This is a genomic window from Terriglobales bacterium, from assembly GCA_035764005.1.
Lineage (GTDB): Bacteria > Acidobacteriota > Terriglobia > Terriglobales > Acidobacteriaceae > Gp1-AA112.
This window is the reverse complement of record DASTZZ010000003.1, coordinates 1-18,262: the sequence shown is the minus strand read 5'-3', so window position 1 is coordinate 18,262 and position 18,262 is coordinate 1. Positions and strand designations below refer to the sequence as shown.

The following is an 18,262-nucleotide window of genomic DNA, read 5'->3' as shown; positions in this document are numbered from 1 at the left end:
TGATTGGGCAAGAAATGCGGTGTCACACATCCTCTGTGGCACGCAACAGCCGTAGCTACGCAGAAAAGCCAACAGTTAATTGGACACTTACAACCCTCGCTCAACTCCTTGCTTTCATCGTAGTGCTCGGATTTGCTGCTCCCAGCAGTTTCTCTCAAACGGGAGCAACAGGCGCAATCATCGGGACGGTTACTGACCCGCAAGGCGCCGTGGTGCCGTCAGCCGATGTACTGCTCACCGAGAAGAGTACCAACTCAACATCAAAGACAACGACCAACAGTGCCGGACATTACGCTTTCGCGAACGTAAATCCTGGCCTCTATGACATCAAGATTACAAAGCAGGGTTTCCAAACCGGCCTTGTCCGCGATCAGAGAGTTGAAGTGGGCAAGTCGCTCACCGAAGATGTGACGCTTCCCCTCGGAGCAGTAACACAGGAGGTCACGGTAGAGACTACCGGCACTGAACTTCAGACGATGAATGCCACGGTCGGCAATACCGTGAGCGGCGTCGCGCTTGATTCTCTGCCGAGCTTAGGTCGCGATGTAAGTACGTTCGTGACGTTGCAGCCTGGAGTAGGTCCGGATGGCAGCGTGGCTGGGACGGTCGTCGATCAAGCCAGTTTCCAACTCGACGGCGGGAACAACACTAACGACATGGACGGTAGCATGAATGTCTATACGCCGAGCTTCGGAGGCGATCCAACCGGCGGCATCGCCAGCCAACTCACCGGTGTTGGAACTCCAACGGGCGTGATGCCGACTCCTGCAGACAGCGTGGAAGAATTCAAGGTCAATACAGCAAATCAAACTGCCGATTTCAACAATTCCTCAGGCGCACAAGTGCAGGTGGTGACGAAACGCGGAACCAATACTGTTCACGGCACGGTATACGAGTACTACCTTGATAACAACTGGAATGCGAACACCTGGGACAACAATCTTTCCGGAACGCCGATTCCTGGCTATCACTACAGTCGGTTCGGCGCAGCTTTAGGCGGCCCGATTATTCCTAAAGAGATCCTCGGCGGCAAGACCTACATGTTTGGGAACTATCAGGGATTTCGATGGCCCAATTTCATCACCATCGAACGCCCTGTTCCCACGGCTGCGCTGAGGGCGGGATTGATCACGGATGCCGATACCGGTATTCAATATGATCTAAAAACAATCGACCCGCGCGGCATCGGACTCAATCCCACCATTCAGCAGTTGTGGAGCAAGTACATGCCACTGCCGAACGATCCCAAGTGCACCGGCGCACCCATCAGCGGGCCATTGCTAGGCAGCCGCTGTGACGGGTTTAATACTCAAGGGTTCAAGGCAAACATGGCGCTGCCGCAGAACGACAACTTCGGAGTCGTTCGCCTTGACCATGACTTCAGCTCAAAATTGCACTTCAACACGAGCTACCGCATTTACAAATTGACGCGAGCAACCGCTGATCAATATGACATCGGCGGATTTTTCCCTGGCGACAAACTGGGCGTCCCGACTTCCAACACGAATCGTCCCCAGCAGCCTTGGTACTACGTTGCCGGACTCACCACCAACCTCACCAGCACCACGACCAATGATTTCCACTTCAGTTATCTGCGAAATTTCTGGTCGTGGTCTTCGCAGGGCGATCCGGTACAGTTCGCCGGTTTGGGCGGAGCCCTGGAGCCGTTGGGAGAACAGCATTACAACGTGTTGGCTCCTTACAACGTAAACACTCAAAACACCCGCACCAGATTTTGGGACGGACACGATTACTTCCTACGCGATGACGTCACTATGTTGCATGGGAATCACCTGTTCACCTTCGGCGGCCAATATCAACGCAATTGGAACTATCACCAGCGCACGGACAATGGAGGTGGGATCAACTACTACCCCGTGTATCAGCTTGGAGACTCGAATGGTGGTCCGGACATCGGGCCCGCCACAACGGCATTCAACCGACTTGCGGCCGCAGCTCTGGGAATCGTAACCGACTCACAGATTGCGTACACGCGGTCTGGCGCCAATCTGGCGTTGAATCCGCCACTTACGCCTGCGTCTGATAGAAGCACGATTCCTTATTACAACGTCTACTTTAGTGATAGCTGGCATATCAAACCCTCTCTCACCCTCAACTATGGTCTGGGCTGGACCCTTGAAATGCCGCCAACTGAGCAGGATGGCAAACAGGTAATGCTCGTTGACTCGAGTAATCAACCACTCGACTTAGAGTCATATCTGGCGTCCCGCGAACGTGCTGCTTTGCAAGGGCAAGTCTACAATCCGACGGTCGGCTTCGCTCTCATCGGGAACACGGCAAACTCGCCTAAGTATCCGTACAACCCGTTCTATGGCGAGTTCAGTCCGCGCCTGGCAGTCGCCTGGAATCCACACTTCGGTGATAGTTGGATGGGCAAGATTTTTGGTGAAGACAAGAGTGTTCTTCGCGCGGGTTATGGACGAATCTATGGTCGGCTGAATGGCGTTGATCTCGTTCTGGTACCACTGTTGGGAACCGGTCTGATTCAACCTGTTCAGTGCAAGACTCCGAACAGAAATGGCACGTGTTCAGGGCCATATGACGCGAGTACTGCATTCCGAATTGGAATCGATGGCAACACGGCTCCGTTAGCCAGCGCCTCACCAACTCTGCCGCAGCCGGATTTTCCGGGTATCAACGATGTTGCTGCCGGCGCTGGCGAATCTCTGGATCCGAATTTCCGTCCGAACGTGGTGGACTCGTTTGACGTGACAATTCAACGTCAACTCTCGAACCGTGTGACTATGGAGTTGGGATACATCGGGCGCCTGATCAATCATGAATATCAGCCCGTCAACATCAACGCTGTGCCCTACATGATGACCCTGGGCGGACAGAGCTTCGCTCAGGCATACGCGAATGTCGAGACGGCGATGAAATGCAATGTCTCAGCCGGCGCTTGCGGCGCGGCCGGCGTGCCGACCGTCGCAACCCAGCCGTTCTTCGAGGCCGCACTGTCGGGGACTGGATATTGCAACGGATTCGCGAATTGCACTGCGGCTGTTGTCAACAAGCAATTCAGCAATTTCCAAAGTCAGGCAGTCTGGGATCTGTGGTCTGCCTTGGACCAGGGTGGAATCAACGGAGGCACGCCAGTAGTCGATCCAGTTACCGGCGCGGTCACCCCCACCACAAATCCTGGATTCAACTTTGCATGCAGCATGCTGAACTGCCCGTCAGTCGCAACAGGCGGACAGGGACAACTTAGCAGTGGTGTGGGCGTCAACGCGAGCATCGGCCATGGCAACTACCATGCTGGATTTGTTTCGCTCCGTATGAATGACTGGCGTGGACTCACGCTTCAACAAAACTTCACTTACAGCAAAGCACTGGGTACCGGAGCATTCGTTCAAGCGACTAGTGCCTATACGGTCGATGACCCCTTCGACATTGACAAAATGTATGGAGTACAGGGATTTGATCGCAAGTTCGTTTACAACACCTTCGTGGTTTACCAACCTCCGTTCTTCAAGAACCAGTCGGGAGTGATCGGCCACCTTCTTGGAGGATGGAATCTTGCGACCATCTTTACCGCAGGGAGTGGCGAGCCGTTATTCTGCAACACGCTGACTGGAGCCGACTTCCAGGGCGGGTCTGGTGCTCAAGGTTTCGGTGCCGGTGACAACGTTGATTTCAACGATACTGAAAACTGTCTCTTCACCGGTAAATCGAGCCCCAGCAATTCAGTGCACCAAAACGTCAATGGAGGCGCCGATTCGTTCGGTACCAACGTGGGAACAGCAACGGCGGGAAGCGGCAATGCAGCTCTGAACATGTTTGCCGATCCTGTCGCAATTTATAGTCAGGTTCGTTCTCCCATTCTGGGTATCGATAAGCGGGCCGGAGGGGCTGGATCATTCCGCGGCTTGCCTTACTGGAACATGGACCTGAGCGTGAAGAAGCGCTTCAGGCTCACAGAACGCGTAAGCAGCGATTTCCAGGTTGTATTCACGAACGTCCTTAACCACAACCAGTTCTTCGATCCCTTGCTCGACTTGCAAACTCCGAGCGCATTTGGGGTTCTTACCTCTCAAGGTAACAACCCACGGCAAATGGAGTTCGGGTTGAGAGTCAGCTTCTAGCCAAAATCGGCCCAATGAGCCGGTATCGAGTCCCTCGATACCGGCTTTTTCCTGTTCAAAATACCCAAAACTGAATAATCAATTCTTATGCTTTCCATCCAAATCTTTACGCTATCTATCCCGTTTTTCCCGCATTTTATCCCTGACAAGATTCACAGTCATGTGGTAAGCTGCGCGGCCTAATAAGAAGTCGGCTCCTTGCTGACGCGAGCCGCCACCGCGGCCATGTGCCTCGTTTTCATAAGTCGTCTGGATTTTTAATCAGCGTCTTTTTGACGTTGACAATTCTGGAGGGACGAATGATAGGGCAAACGACGCCGTGTCACACATCCTCTGTGGCACGGAAGTGCTGTGACTCCACCCCAAGGCTTCTAAACAAAACCCACAACTTAAAGTCAATGAAGGCGGTTGCGAATGGTCTCGCGTTCATGCTTCTCCTGCTGACCGGCGCAATGGTCTTCAGTCAAGCCGTTTCGACTGGAACAGTGATCGGAACTGTCACCGACCAGCAGGGCGCAGTCGTTCCGGACGCTACGGTCTCGTTGATCGACAAATCCACCAATGCAGAGATCAAGACTACGAGCAACAGCGCTGGCCACTATGCGTTCCCGCACGTAAATTCGGGAACATACGACATCAGAGTGACGAAGCAGGGCTTTCAGACTGCCATAATTCCAAACCAGACAGTTCAGCTGGCAAGCGCGTTAACCGAGGACATAAAGCTCACAGTGGGTTCAGTAACGCAGGAAATCACTGTCGAGACCACCGGAACCGAGTTGCAAACTCTGAATGCAACCGTCGGTAACACAGTGTCAACAATCGCGCTCTCATCGTTGCCCAGTTTAGGACGAGACGTCAGCACGTTCGCTACACTCCAACCCGCAGTAAGCCCAGACGGCTCCGTCGCTGGAACAGCCGTTGACAACAGCAGCTTCCAACTCGACGGCGGCAACAACACCAACGACATGGACGGCAGCATGAGCGTCTATACGCCGACATTTGCCGGCGATCCTACCGGCGGAATTGGCGATGGGCTACAGCCAACGGGCGTGATGCCGACGCCGGCGGACAGCGTCGAGGAATTCAAAGTCAACACTGCCAATCAGACAGCCGACTTCAACAGCTCTTCAGGCGCTCAAGTTGCCGTTGTGACCAAGCGCGGGACAAACAGGTTCCACGGGACTGCCTACGAGTACTATCTTGATAACAACTTCAACGCAAACACCTGGCAGAACAATTTCACTCACACGCCTATTCCCGACTATCACTACAGCCGTTTTGGGGTAGCTGCAGGTGGCCCGGTGCTTCCGGACTTTCTGGGCGGCAAGACCTATCTGTTTGGCAACTATCAGGGCTTCCGCTGGCCGAACTCGCAGACCTATGAGCGAGCCGTTCCGAGCGCGAACATGCGGAATGGAATTTTGTCGTTTAACGGAACAAACTACGACTTAAAGGATCCCGCCCTTGACCCTCGCGGTATCGGGATTAATCCACTGATTTCGCAAATGTGGAGCAAGTATGTTCCGGCGGCTAATGACCCCGGTTGCACTCTGAGCCGTTGCGATGGAACGAACGTCCAGGGATTTAAAGGCAATGTCGCCCTTCCCCAGAGAGACAATTTCTTTGTTGCCCGGTTAGATCATGACTTCGGCTCCAAGTGGCACCTCATGAGCAGCTATCGTTATTACAAGTTGACTCGTGCGAGCACCTCTCAGATCGATATAGGCGGTTTCTTTCAAGGCGATCAGCTCGGAGTTCCAGCGTCGGTTTCCAGTAGACCGCAGCAGCCGTGGTACTACGTTGCCGCTTTAACTACGAACATCAGCTCGAACATCACGAATGACTTCCATTACAGCTTCCTGCGCAACTACTGGTCATGGTCGGACAAGGAAGACACGCCTCAGTTCTCGCAACTTGGCGGAGCACTCGAGCCGTTCGGCGAATCCGGAACAAACGTCCTCTCTCCTTACAACGTGGATACCCAAGATGTGCGTACTCGCTTCTGGGACGGCCTCGATCACATGTTCCGCGATGACGTCACTTGGTTGCACGGCAACCATCTCATCCAGTTCGGTGGGACGTATCAGCACAACTATGACTTCCACCAGCGCAGTGACAACGGCGGCGGTATCAACTATCAGCCGGTTTACCAGCTCGGGCTCGCTTCGAGTTCAGGAGCGGGAATCGACATGTCAACTGTTCTTCCGCCACCTTGCCCGACCTCAACGCCTCAACCTAACTGCTTGACCTCGTCGCAAGCAACGAATTTTGGACGCGACTACGCAGCGGTGCTTGGCATAGTCTCCATCGCCCAGACCGCATACACTCGCAGCGGATCGAATCTGACGCTGAATCCACCAAACACCCACGCATTCGACCAAAGCACGATTCCGTTCTATAACTTTTACGGAGCCGACGCCTGGCACATCAAACCGAATCTGACTGTGACTTATGGTCTAGGCTGGACGCTCGAACTGCCGCCGGTCGAGAAGAATGGGAAACAGATTGAAGTCGTAGATGCCAGCGGTAAGCCCATTGATACAGAGGCTTACATAAAAGCGCGCTCGGATGCAGCTTTGCAGGGGCAGGTCTACAACCCGACTGTAGGTTTCGCTTTATTGGGAAACACTGCAGGTCATCCAAAGTATCCTTACAACCCCTACTACGGGGAGTGGAGTCCTCGAGTGGCGGTGGCGTGGAACCCTCACTTCGACTCCAGCGGTATGTTCGGGCATCTATTCGGTGGGGATGCCACAGTGATTCGTGGCGGATATGGACGCATCTATGGTCGTCTCAACGGTGTTGATCTCGTCCTCGTGCCATTGCTCGGTACCGGCTTGATCCAGCCTGTACAGTGCATTGGACCAATAATTGGGGGCACATGTGCCGGCAGCAGTGGGTCGAATCCCGCGAATGCGTTTCGCATTGGGGTTGACGGCAACTCCGCGCCGCTAGGTCCGGCTCCCTCGCAGACACTCGTACAACCGGATTTTCCGGGAATTAACGCCCAATCCGCTGGTGCGGGAGAAGGACTCGATCCGAACTTCCGGCCCAACGTCACCGATACGTTTACACTCACCATCCAGCGACAACTTTCCCAGAAGTTCATCATGGAACTCGGCTACATTGGCCGGAAGATCACACACGAGTATCTGCCGATCAATATCAATGCCGTGCCGTACATGATGACGCTCGGCGGACAGAGCTTCGCGAAAGCCTATGCAGGCGTTGAAGTCGCATTGAAATGCAACGTTTCTATAGATGCATGCGGTTCGAACGTTCCAGCCAAGAAGCTCACCGATGGTTCGCTCAATCCCGCATACACCAGCTTTATCAACAGCCTTCCCAAGCAGGCGTTTTTCGAAGCGGCGATGAAGCCCGGATTCTGCTCTGGATACTCGAGCTGCACAGCGGCGGTTGTGGATAGCGAACTCAGCGGCTTTGAAGGTCAAAATGTCTGGGATCTGTACAGCGATCTGGACAACGGTGGGTTCAACTTTCCACGCAGTATGTTGAATACGCCGCTGGCGGGAACCGCACCGTGTCCCGGGTCCTCAGATCCCACGCCCTGCGGCGCTAACGGACAGTTGACCTCTGGTGTTGGCATCAACGCCAGTGTCGGCTACGGTAATTACAACGCCGGATTCGTTACTTTGCGCATGAACCAGTGGCACGGATTGACGATGCAACAGAACTTCACGTGGTCGAAGGCGCTGGGAACCGGCGCGGTCTACCAGGCAACGAGCGAGTACACCGCCGACGATGCCTTCAATATACCGGCAATGTATGGCGTGCAGCCGTTCGATCGCAAATTCGTCTACAACGTCTTCTTCGTCTATCAGCCTCCGTTCTATAGAAACCAGTCTGGCTTCCTCGGCCACGTGCTAGGTGGTTGGACGTTCGCTCCAATCTTCGCAGCCGGCAGCGGTGAGCCCATGCAGGTTTACACCACGAACGGCGGCGGCGAAGCATTTGGCGAAGGCGATTCCGTCAACTTCTTCAGCAACGAAACCGGCATTCTGAACGGCTCGCTTGGCCAGAGCACCGGCTCGCTGCATTACAACGTCTGCACTGGATCGAACAAGGCTTCATGCAATGGGATCGGAACTTCAGGGAAGGGATTGAACTTCTTCGGTGATCCGGCAGCAGCATGGAGCAAGATTCGCATGCCTATTTTGGGACTGGATTCCAAGAATGGCGGATATGGGATCTTCCGCGGATTCCCATATTGGAACCTCGACATGAGCTTGCGCAAGAACTTCAGAGTTTCTGAGCGTTTCTCTGTTGAGTTCTCGACCATCTTCACGAATGTCCTGAACCACATGCAACCGGAGGATCCAAACGGATACTTCACCGGAACCGGAAACCTGGACGCAAGCAGTTCGTCCACCTTTGGAACGGTGGCGGGGCAGTTCAACACTCCGCGGCAGATGGAGTTCGGGCTGCGCGTGAACTTCTAGCCATAACTTTCGAGAACCTGAACGCTTCGAACTCCTGTTTATCAGCCGGTATCGAACATCTTCGATACCGGCTTTTTCTGTGCGAATTCTTCATGCACGATCAGTGCTTCTGCAGCTTCCAGTCTTTAGGCCAGAACGATAGCTGTACCTGTGTCGTGAAGTTGCTTTGCGGGCCTGACGCCAGCAGGGGCGCTACCCAGCGCTCGTGCTGCATCATGAATTCCAGGTCGAGGCCGTTCTGCCAGCGATACTTGAATGCAGCGTAAGCGTCCTGCTGGGTTTCCCCTTGTGGAATGAAGAACTGAGAAACCTTCACCATTCGAAAACCTGCCGTAATGCTGCTCGCGGGATTCAGCCAGTAATTCACCCAAGCTTTGCCGCCAGTGCCTTCGCGACCGATCCATGAGCCCAGCAGATTGCGTTCGATGGTGTAACTGTCCCGATAAAGGCTTTCATAGTAGTAGAAATTTCCGCCTTCCGCGCGGTCAGCAGGAAACGTGTCAGTCGTCCCACCCTCAAAGTGAAGGTCGAGATTTGAAAGTTTTGGGAAGTGGCTCACATAGATGCCGGGCATAAGAGCAGCGCGATTAGGAGCGTCCGCCGGCGATACGTCGTCGTGAACGAACGAATCGATGTACGCCGTCACCCAATTCCGCAGAAATGGCAGGCGATAGCGGATATCGAAGTTGGCGTGACGTGTGCCCGGTGTGAAGCGCGGATTGAATCCCGTATTCGTGCCACTGCTCGCGCTGGTGGCGGTTTTCCAGAGAGTGCCAAGCGTCAGCGGTTCGAGTCCCTTTCCCGCAAAGATTGAGCTGCGTGAAAAACCGATTTCCAGATTCTTCGTCGGTTGCAGAATGATCTTCTGTCCGAAGGTGAATGGATCCGGCGGATATTGGTTTCCGTACAGACGCCCAAAGAAGTTGTCGTAGCGAATGGTTCCAAATAGCCTCGAAAATAGGGGAATGTATAGCGGGAACGTGCGATTCAGCCGGATACCGTAAAACGGCGCCGCATTATTGCTCAGCATGAGCGAAGTGCTGTCGTCGGGTCCCCACCAGTACGTCTGTTTGCCGACTGAAATTTCGTTGCTCAACAGATTGAAGGAAGCATAAGTATCCAGCAGCCGAAAGACATTCTGCTCCGGCACACCGTTAAATGATTCGCCGGGAATCACGTCAATGCTGGCCAGCGTCTGATTCACCTGCGCGCTGTAACCAGGAACCGACGGCGCGTGCTGATACTCACCCCGGACAAAGAACGAGAAACGGCCTGCTTCCGCGCGGCTCTCGAATCCGGTGATCTGCTGCAGACCTTCCCCAAATGGTCGGCCGAAGTCGTCGACGATGGTCTGCCCAAAGTGGAACCCATCGTTCAATGGCGGTCCGGAAATGTACTGCGTGCGTGTGTACACGCGATCGATGGAGATCGCCTTATTCGGCTGCCCTCCACGCAGCTCAGCCTCACGATGGAACTCCGAGCGCAGGGCATTCAGAATAATGCTGGCCTCGGTACCCTCCGGCGGCTCCTCGGCGCGCGAGACCATCGAATACACTGCCATGCGGGTCCACGGGCGAATGCCGGCGAAGGTGGAATCGATCACGTTCAGTGCCGCGAGTTGCTCGACCGCTGGATAAATCCAGCTATCCAGTTCGATATAAGTCGAACTCATGCGCTCGGCCGGTATCGGCAGCGACGCGCGCTCGAACGTCCCGTAGTCCACGTCGGGATCGTGATGGTTCTTATAAACGCTGCGGCCAATCAGATATCCGAGTGTGCCGCCGATAAAAACATCAGATGGGAAGTGTTTTTGCCCACCCACGCGAGCCAGGCTGACCGCCGTAGCCAATCCGTAGCTGGCAAATTGGCTAAACGCTCCGGGATACTCGTGCGCGATCACAGTCGCAATCGCGAAAGACGTGCTGGCATGTCCTGACGGAAATGAAGTGCCACCGGATTGAAAAAATGCTCCCTGGCCGCGATCCACATCGGGACGCTCGCGACGCAAACTGTATTTGAGCGCGTCCGTGACGACGAACGTGTCGGCGGCAGCTTCTGCAGAGAGAAGTCCCGATTCGCGAAGATGGTCATCGTTGAGATGCCGCCCGGCAAGATACATCGTGCCTGAGGTCGCGACGAAGAGGCCCAGACCGAGATCGGAGAATTTTGCCGCCGCATCCACGTGGCTGTTGCGGGTCAACTCGCGCGAGGTAGTCGGATCTGTCATGAACAGACCAGTAGCAATTCCCGCAGTAGGCACCAGCCATTCGGCGTCGGAGATCTTCAGGTGCGCCGGAGCAGTCCAGATGCGCTTCTGGTCGGAAGCGAATCCCTCGAATGTCTTTTTTGCATCATCCGCAACACTGCCGTGACCGCTGGGTTTGGAAGACTTGCCAGCCCCGGCAATGGCGTTCGTTGCCGTATTCTCGTTTTCGGCAGTCGAACTCGGATCGGCTGTTTGCGATTGCGCGGCTGCCGTAGCCGCAATCAACAGAGCGCAAATTGCAACCCGTGAAAGCCGAATGAAGCGGCTCAATTTTCTGCAAGCTTGATTCAAATTGTCCTTCTCATGTAGCAAAAAGGAAGATAAGGAAACGGAGTAAGCACTCGCTGTGTCACAGGCGGCTAGCACCGTCACGGCACCAGTTCTTCTCCGCCTGTTCGAATCTAAATTCCCAGATTGGTGAACGTTCCCCGGCAGAATACCTTAAGTAATAATCCATTTAGCTTTAAAGGCCACTTTTCGCTTGCCAGTGTACCTTTCAGCAGCTTACATTTTTTCCAGCTTGTCAGAAATAACCAGCAAGCACTCGCTCCGTTAAGAATTCTTTAATCTTCCGGGGCGACCTTGGGCCCTCACCGCCGAACCGCGTTCGGCGAAGTCCTTGGTTGAGCCTTACCCATTTTTTCAGCAGTTCCAAAAAGCACGTCCTAAGTGACGGTAGCGAAGCTATGTCCAAAATCGGCGAAAACGTTAGAACGGCCACAGCGGGCGGTGAAAATTCCGAAGCGCTGCATCTCGTCCCGCAGTGGTTCGCTGCCTACACGACCACGCGGCATGAGAAAGCCGTCGCCGAGCACTTCGCTACGCGCAGCATCGAAGCGTTTTTGCCGCTGTATAAGACACAGCGCCTCTGGAAGAACGGCTGCAAGATGAATCTCGAGTTACCGCTCTTCCCCAGCTACGTCTTTGTACGTGTCCCAGTGCGGGAACGGGTGCGGGTGCTCGAAGTCCCCGGAGTGCTCTCATTGGTCAGCTCGGCCGGCAAGCCGGTCCCGCTGCCTGAAGCAGATATTCAGTCGCTGCGCTCTTCCCTGCCCTTCGTCAAGTGTGAGCCACATCCATATCTGAAAGTGGGTGAGCGTGTGCGGATCAAAAGCGGGACGCTCGAAGGCATGGAAGGCATTCTGTTGCGAAAAAAAGGAATGCTGCGCGTTGTGCTCTCTCTCGATCTGATCATGAAAAGCGTCGCCGTGGAGGTGGATGCTGACAATGTCGAAGCCGTCGTTCCATCGTTTGCCCGCCATAAACTGGCCTGAAAGCTCGATGCTCGTCCCCCGAAATCAGCAGAAAAGCGTAATTGAAGTACGCATCCTCGAAGCGGCCGTGCTGTTGTTCGCGCGCCATGGATTCAGCGGCACCAGCACGCGCGAGATTGCGCACCTGGCCGACGTGAATGAAACCACTCTCTTTCGTTATTACGGAACCAAAAAGGAACTATTCTGGGCGGCGCTCGAGGCGCGCCTGTCGCGGATTAAACTCAGCCGCGAGCTGCAGGCCGTGCTTGCGGGAGACGAGGATCCTGCAGAAGTTCTTCCCAAATTGTTTCAATTTGTGGTCGATTTGATTTGTGGGCAGCCCGAGCTGATGCGTCTACTGTGCGTCTCCGCTCTGGAACTTCCAGGCAGCGACGAAATCTATCGCAAACATCTGGGCGGAATCTTCGATTCTGTGAGTGCCTATCTCACGCGGGCCACGGCACGCGGCGCGATTGCCGGTATCGATCCTCACATTGCGACGCTCGCATTTGTTGGCACCGTGATTTCGCACTCCAGCTTGTATCAGCTCTTTGTCGGACGCGAGCTGCCGTTTGCGACCACTACTGAAGCCAGTTCCGCATACTCCAGTTTCTGGCTCAACATGCTGCGCAGTTCGATGGAATCGCAAGCGGTTGCCAGCGACGCGGGCTCTCTAATTGGCGACTAAATGCAAACCAGCTTTGAAGCAAGGCAAGGCGTTTATATGGTTGTGAAGCGAATCTTAGTACTCTCCGCAGTCCTTACCGGTTTTGCCGCGGCACAAACAACGCTGCGTGTTCCTTCCGGCAGCGCAAATCAGTGCGATGGCCCAAACTGCACCATCAATTCGCAGAGCACGGGTTCGACGGATGACATGGACGCGAACGATCAGTCTATGCAGGACCAGGATTCGGCGCAGGATCAGGCTTCCCAATACGGGCGTCGATCGGCGCAGGGATATCCGTCGCGCAGCGCTGATCAGAACGGTCACTACGGAACCTACACGCAGAATATTCCCACTTATCGGGTTCCCGGCGAGCGCAACGACGATCTCCAACAAGGACAAGAGAACGGAGTTCCGAATAGCGCCAGCGAGCCTCTCGACCTTTCGCTGACGTACCCTCCCCGCAATTCGCAGCCGGCGCGTGAAGCGCAAACTGAATTTCAAAAGTTTGTTTACAGCTCGACCGGGCAACGGCTTCCCATTTACGGACGCAATCTCTTCGACAACGTGCCCAGCACGTTCGCTCCGGTCGATCGCATTCCCGTTCCGGCAGATTACGTCGTCGGGCCTGGCGATGAACTGCTCATTCGCGCATGGGGACAGATCGATCTCGACGCTCGCGTCGTCGTCGATCGCAATGGACAAATCTACCTCCCGCGCGTGGGCAGCGTGACGGTTGCCGGTTTGAAATACGAGCAGGTAAATCCGTATCTCAAGACCGCTGTCGGGCGCATCTTCAAGAACTTCGACCTCAATGTAAATCTGGGTCAGCTACGCTCCATTCAAGTTTTCGTTGTCGGCCAAGCCAAGCATCCGGGCACGTACACGGTCAGCTCATTGAGCACGCTCGTCAACGCGCTGTTCGCCTCAGGCGGTCCAGACGCAACCGGCTCGATGCGCCACATTCAACTCAAGCGCAAGAATCAAGTCGTCTCCGAGTTCGATCTTTACGACCTGCTGCTGAACGGCGATAAATCGAAAGACGTCGCGCTGCTTCCCGGGGACGTGATCTACATCCCGCCGGTTGGACAGCTAGTCGCCATCGCAGGCAGCGTGAACATGCCGGCCATTTACGAAATTAAGGACAAGACGAGCGTTGCCGAAGAACTGGAAATTGCCGGCGGTCTGAACACCACGGCGGATAGCAGCCGTGCCGTTTTGGAACGCATCGAGAACCGCACCACCCGCAAGGTGGAAGAGTTCGCTCTCGACAAAAACGGAACCACACGTGAACTGCACGACGGCGATGTGTTGCGAGTCTTCTCTGTCTCGCCGCGATTCGAGAACGCTGTCACGCTGCGCGGGAACGTAGCGCAGCCTGGTCGTTATCCGTGGCGCGAAGGCATGCGCGTCTGCGATTTGATTCCCTCGCGTGATGCGATCATCAAGCGTGATTACTGGATGCGGCAGAACTCGCTCGCACTCACTCCGATCAGCTGGTCAAACAGTACCGATGAACGCCGCACGCAATTCCTGCGCAATCCAGCCGAAGTGAATTGGGATTATGCAGTCGTGCAGCGGTTGAACCATGAAGATCTCACGGCGCATCTGCTGCCTTTCAATCTGGGACATGCGATCTCCGACTGCCAGTCTCCCGACGATCTTCAGCTCGTTGCCGGCGACGTGATCACCATCTTTTCCCAAAATGATCTTGCTGTGCCCGTCGCTAAGCGCACGAAGTTCGTTTGGCTTGAAGGCGAGGTAAAGCGTGCAGGCGTGTATCGAGTTGGTCCCGGAGAGAACCTTCGTGACCTGGTCGAGCGCGCCGGCGGGCTAACACCAAACGCTTATTTATTCGCCTCCGACTTCCGCCGCGAGTCCACGCGGGTCGCGCAGCAGAAGGAACTCCAGCGCGTGAGCGACGAGTTCGACAAACAACTGCGCAACCGTGCGGCTCAAGAAAGTGCCAAAGCCAGCCCGGAAGAACAGATGGCATTCCAGCAGCAGCTCATGGCACAACAGAACGTGCTCGCAAAGCTGCGCGAGACACAAGCCACCGGACGTATCGTTTTGGGACTTAAGCCGGGGGACAACAATGCCGCGTCTTTGCCCGAGCTGTCGCTCGAAGACGGCGACAAGCTCACGATTCCGGCGAAACCTGCGACTGTCGAAGTGCTGGGCGCGGTCTACAACCAGAATTCGTTTATCTACAAAGACGGACGCAGCCTCAACGATTACCTCAGCGAAGCCGGCGGCGGCACTCGCGATGCCGACAAGAGCCGTCTGTTCGTCGTGCGTGCCGACGGCTCAGTCGAAAGCAAGCAGATGCACCACGGCCTCTTCTTCGGCAACTTCGAATCGATCAAGCTGATGCCCGGAGATACGATCGTAATGCCGCAGAAGATCAAAACCGGCAACGGCCTGCTGCAGATCCGCGACTGGACGCAAATCTTTTCGCAACTGGCATTAGGATCGGCAGCCATCAGCGTGCTGAAATGAGAACTTTAGCCGGAAGCCAGCAGCCAGAAGCCGGTAACTAATAATGGGAACGCAACTCCATCACGACCCACTGCTCGACGAGGCTCGCACTACGAGCATCGCCGAGCCGCGCCCAATGCCCGCGCCGGTCGACGACGAAATCGACCTGCTCGATCTCCTCATCGTCCTAGCGAAGCGCAAGCGCCTGATCGCTGCTGTCACTCTCGGTGCGGCGGTGCTTGCCGCGATCGTCTCGCTGCTGCTGCCGAACCGCTACACGGCGACGACGAAGATTCTGCCGCCACAGCAGTCGCAGTCCGCATCATCAATGATCCTCAACCAGCTAGCCGGCGGAGGCATGGGACCGCTAGCCGCATTAGCCGGCAGCAGCCTCGGCCTGAAGAATCCCAGCGACATCTATATAGGCATCCTCAAGAGCCGCAGCATCCAGGACGCGCTCATCCAGCAATTCAATCTGATGAGCGCCTACCGCGATAAGCGTCTTTCCGACACGCGCAAAGACCTCTCCGGATACAGCGACATAGTCGCCGAAAAAGAAGGGCTAATCTCCATCTCGGTCGAAGATAAAGATCCCAAGCGCGCCGCCGCCATGGCCAACGCCTACGTCGAAGAGCTCCGCAAAGTCACGCAGCATCTGGCCATCGGCGAAGCCTCGCAGCGACGCCTCTTCTTCGAGCAGCAAGTCCAGCAGGCCAAGGAAGACCTCAGCAACGCCGAAGTCGCGCTCAAAGAAACGCAGCAGAAGACCGGCATGATCCAGCTCGACAGCCAGGCCAAAGCCGTCATCGAGGCCATCGGAAACCTTCGCGCGCAGGTCGCGGCCAAAGAAGTGCAACTCCAGGCCATGCGCTCGTTCGCGACCGAGCAAAACCCGCAGCGCATCATCGTCGAGCAACAGGTAGCCGGACTCCGCGACCAGCTCCACAAACTCGAAGGCCAAGCCAGCGGCGGAGACGGCGACCCAATCGTCAGCACCGGCAAAATTCCCAGCGCCGGCCTCGAGTACGTCCGCAAGCTGCGCGACGTCAAGTACTACGAGACCATCTTCGAGCTGCTGGCCAAACAGTACGAAGCCGCCAAGATCGACGAATCGCGCGAAGCCGCCGTAATCCAGGTACTAGACCAGGCCACCGAGCCCGACCGCAAATCGAGCCCCAAGCGCCTGCTCATCATCGCCCTGTGCGCCATCTGCGGACTCATGATCGGCTGCGTCTCCGCGCTGATAAGCGAAGCCGTAGCCCGCGTCCAACTCGATCCCGAACGCGCCACCCAAATATCCCGCCTGCGCCAAACCCTCAGGTGGAAGGACAGAAAAGGACTTGTAGTTGACCGAGTTTAGCGGCAAGCTCCTGCTGACAGGAGCCTCAGGATTCGTCGGCGGATTCGTCCAGCAAGCCACACGCTTCATCCCGCTGACGCTTGCCGGCAAAGAGGTGGACCTGCGCGACGCACACGCCGTAACTGAGGCCGTCTCGCGCATCCAGCCCGACGCCGTGCTGCATCTCGCCGCCCAAACATTCGTGCCGCGTTCGTTTGAAAATCCGGTGGAGACCTTCGAGATCAACTTCCTCGGCACCTACAATCTGTTCGCCGCGTTGAAGAAAACCGGCTTCACCGGGCGCCTCCTGCTCGTCAGCAGCGGAGACGTCTATGGGGCAGTATCCGTCGGAGATCTGCCGGTCAGGGAAGAGCTCCCGCCAAAACCGCGCAGCCCATACGCGGTAAGCAAAGTAGCTGCTGAAGCCCTGTGTTTCCAGTGGAATGAGACCGCCGGGTTTGAAACAATAGTGGCTCGGCCGTTCAACCATATTGGACCAGGCCAGCGCGAGGATTTTGTGATCTCCGCATTCGCTAAACAAATCGCCGAGATCAAACACGGAACGAAGCCCGCAATCATTGAAGTGGGCGACCTCGACGTGACCCGCGACTTCCTCGATGTCCGCGACGTGGTGCAGGCCTATCTTCTTTTGCTGCGCGAAGGACGCGCAGGCGAGACCTACAACATCTGCTCCGGCACCGAGTGCTCGATCCGGTCGCTGCTGGAAAAAATGCTGAGCCTAGCCGAGATTCACGCTGAGATTCGCAGCAATCCGGCTAAATTCCGGCCCTCGGAGCAGCGCCGAGTCGTTGGCGATGCAAATAAGCTGCGCCGCCATACCGGATGGCAACCGAAATACACCATCGAGCAAACGCTCGCAGACACTATTCACAGTTGGGAGTACCAAATCGCATGAATAATGCCAAAGCCGCACTAATCACAGGCGTCACCGGACAAGACGGAGCCTATCTCTCCAAGCTTCTGCTCGAGAAGGGCTACAAAGTTTACGGACTACTGGCGCGCCGCTCGTCCGACACCACATGGCGCCTCCGCTATCTCGGCGTGCAGGACGACGTCACCTTCGTCGAGGGCGATCTCACCGATCAGTCATCGCTCATCCGCGGCCTCTCGCACTTCCCTGTGGACGAGGTTTACAACCTCGGCGCGCAAAGTTTCGTCGCCACCTCCTGGATGCAGCCCGTCCTAACCGGCTACGTCACCGGACTCGGCGCCGTAAACCTGCTCGAAGCCATCCGCCTCACCAATCCAAAGACGCGCTACTACCAGGCCAGTACCAGCGAGATGTTCGGCAAGATCCAGGAGCCGGTCCAGAACGAGCAGACGCCGTTCTACCCGCGCAGCCCCTACGGCGTGGCCAAACTCTACGCCCACTGGATGACCGTCAACTATCGCGAAAGCTTCGGCATGCACGCCTCCAGCGGCATTCTGTTTAACCACGAGTCACCGCTGCGGGGCATCGAGTTCGTCACGCGCAAAATCACTGACGGCGTCGCGCGCATCAAGCAAGGGGTGCAGAAGGAACTCCGCCTCGGCAACCTCGAAGCCAAGCGCGACTGGGGATTCGCCGGCGACTACGTTGAAGCCATGTGGCGCATCCTGCAACAACCCGAACCGGAAGACTATGTAATTGCCACCGGTCGCACCACAACTGTTCGTGAGTTCTGCCGCTTGGCCTTCG

The 18,262-nt window shown here is 56.0% G+C and carries 9 protein-coding genes; 8 read left to right on the top strand and 1 reads right to left on the bottom strand.

The window, feature by feature from the left end; all coding sequences use genetic code 11:
• Window positions 1-35: 35 nt before the first annotated feature.
• Window positions 36-4,103 (top strand): carboxypeptidase-like regulatory domain-containing protein, encoded by a 4,068-nt coding sequence (locus VFU50_00100; GenBank protein ID HEU5231228.1) that lies wholly within the window; start codon window positions 36-38, stop codon window positions 4,101-4,103.
• A gap of 398 nt (window positions 4,104-4,501) precedes the next feature.
• Window positions 4,502-8,563, top strand: coding sequence for a carboxypeptidase-like regulatory domain-containing protein (locus VFU50_00095; GenBank protein ID HEU5231227.1), 4,062 nt, complete (start codon window positions 4,502-4,504; stop codon window positions 8,561-8,563).
• Between the two features lie 100 nt (window positions 8,564-8,663).
• Here VFU50_00095 and VFU50_00090 read toward each other — a convergent pair whose 3' ends face one another.
• Entirely contained in the window at window positions 8,664-11,099 is a 2,436-nt protein-coding gene (locus tag VFU50_00090) for a capsule assembly Wzi family protein (protein HEU5231226.1), read from the bottom strand.
• A 416-nt stretch (window positions 11,100-11,515) separates the two neighbouring features.
• On the opposite strand from VFU50_00090, the gene VFU50_00085 reads away from it, so the two are divergent.
• The 6 genes from VFU50_00085 to VFU50_00060 form a co-directional block, all read left to right on the top strand.
• The gene (locus VFU50_00085; protein HEU5231225.1) at window positions 11,516-12,103 is read left to right on the top strand and encodes a UpxY family transcription antiterminator; all 588 of its coding nucleotides are present in this window, start codon (window positions 11,516-11,518) and stop codon (window positions 12,101-12,103) included.
• Window positions 12,104-12,110: 7 nt separating this feature from the next.
• Entirely contained in the window at window positions 12,111-12,770 is a 660-nt protein-coding gene (locus tag VFU50_00080) for a TetR/AcrR family transcriptional regulator (GenBank protein HEU5231224.1), read from the top strand.
• Window positions 12,771-15,245 carry an SLBB domain-containing protein gene (locus tag VFU50_00075; protein HEU5231223.1) on the top strand — a complete coding sequence of 825 codons (2,475 nt, stop codon included), beginning with the start codon at window positions 12,771-12,773 and terminating at the stop codon, window positions 15,243-15,245.
• 43 nt (window positions 15,246-15,288) lie between these two features.
• The gene (locus tag VFU50_00070; GenBank protein HEU5231222.1) at window positions 15,289-16,584 is read left to right on the top strand and encodes a Wzz/FepE/Etk N-terminal domain-containing protein; all 1,296 of its coding nucleotides are present in this window, start codon (window positions 15,289-15,291) and stop codon (window positions 16,582-16,584) included.
• A complete protein-coding gene (locus VFU50_00065) occupies window positions 16,571-17,479 on the top strand; it encodes a GDP-mannose 4,6-dehydratase (protein HEU5231221.1) in 909 nt (302 codons plus the stop codon). The genes VFU50_00070 and VFU50_00065 overlap by 14 nt, the downstream gene beginning before the upstream one ends.
• Window positions 17,476-18,262, top strand: a 787-nt coding sequence (locus VFU50_00060) for a GDP-mannose 4,6-dehydratase (GenBank protein ID HEU5231220.1), incomplete at its 3' end; no start/stop codon positions are given. The genes VFU50_00065 and VFU50_00060, both read left to right, overlap by 4 nt.

What these genes read in the sequence shown, in the direction of transcription:
- VFU50_00095 (HEU5231227.1), top strand. Translation starts at nt 4,502, where the DNA reads ATGAAGGCGGTTGCGAATGGTCTCGCGTTCATGCTTCTCCTGCTGACC.
- VFU50_00085 (HEU5231225.1), top strand. Translation starts at nt 11,516, where the DNA reads ATGTCCAAAATCGGCGAAAACGTTAGAACGGCCACAGCGGGCGGTGAA.
- VFU50_00080 (HEU5231224.1), top strand. Translation starts at nt 12,111, where the DNA reads ATGCTCGTCCCCCGAAATCAGCAGAAAAGCGTAATTGAAGTACGCATC.
- VFU50_00075 (HEU5231223.1), top strand. Translation starts at nt 12,771, where the DNA reads ATGCAAACCAGCTTTGAAGCAAGGCAAGGCGTTTATATGGTTGTGAAG.
- VFU50_00070 (HEU5231222.1), top strand. Translation starts at nt 15,289, where the DNA reads ATGGGAACGCAACTCCATCACGACCCACTGCTCGACGAGGCTCGCACT.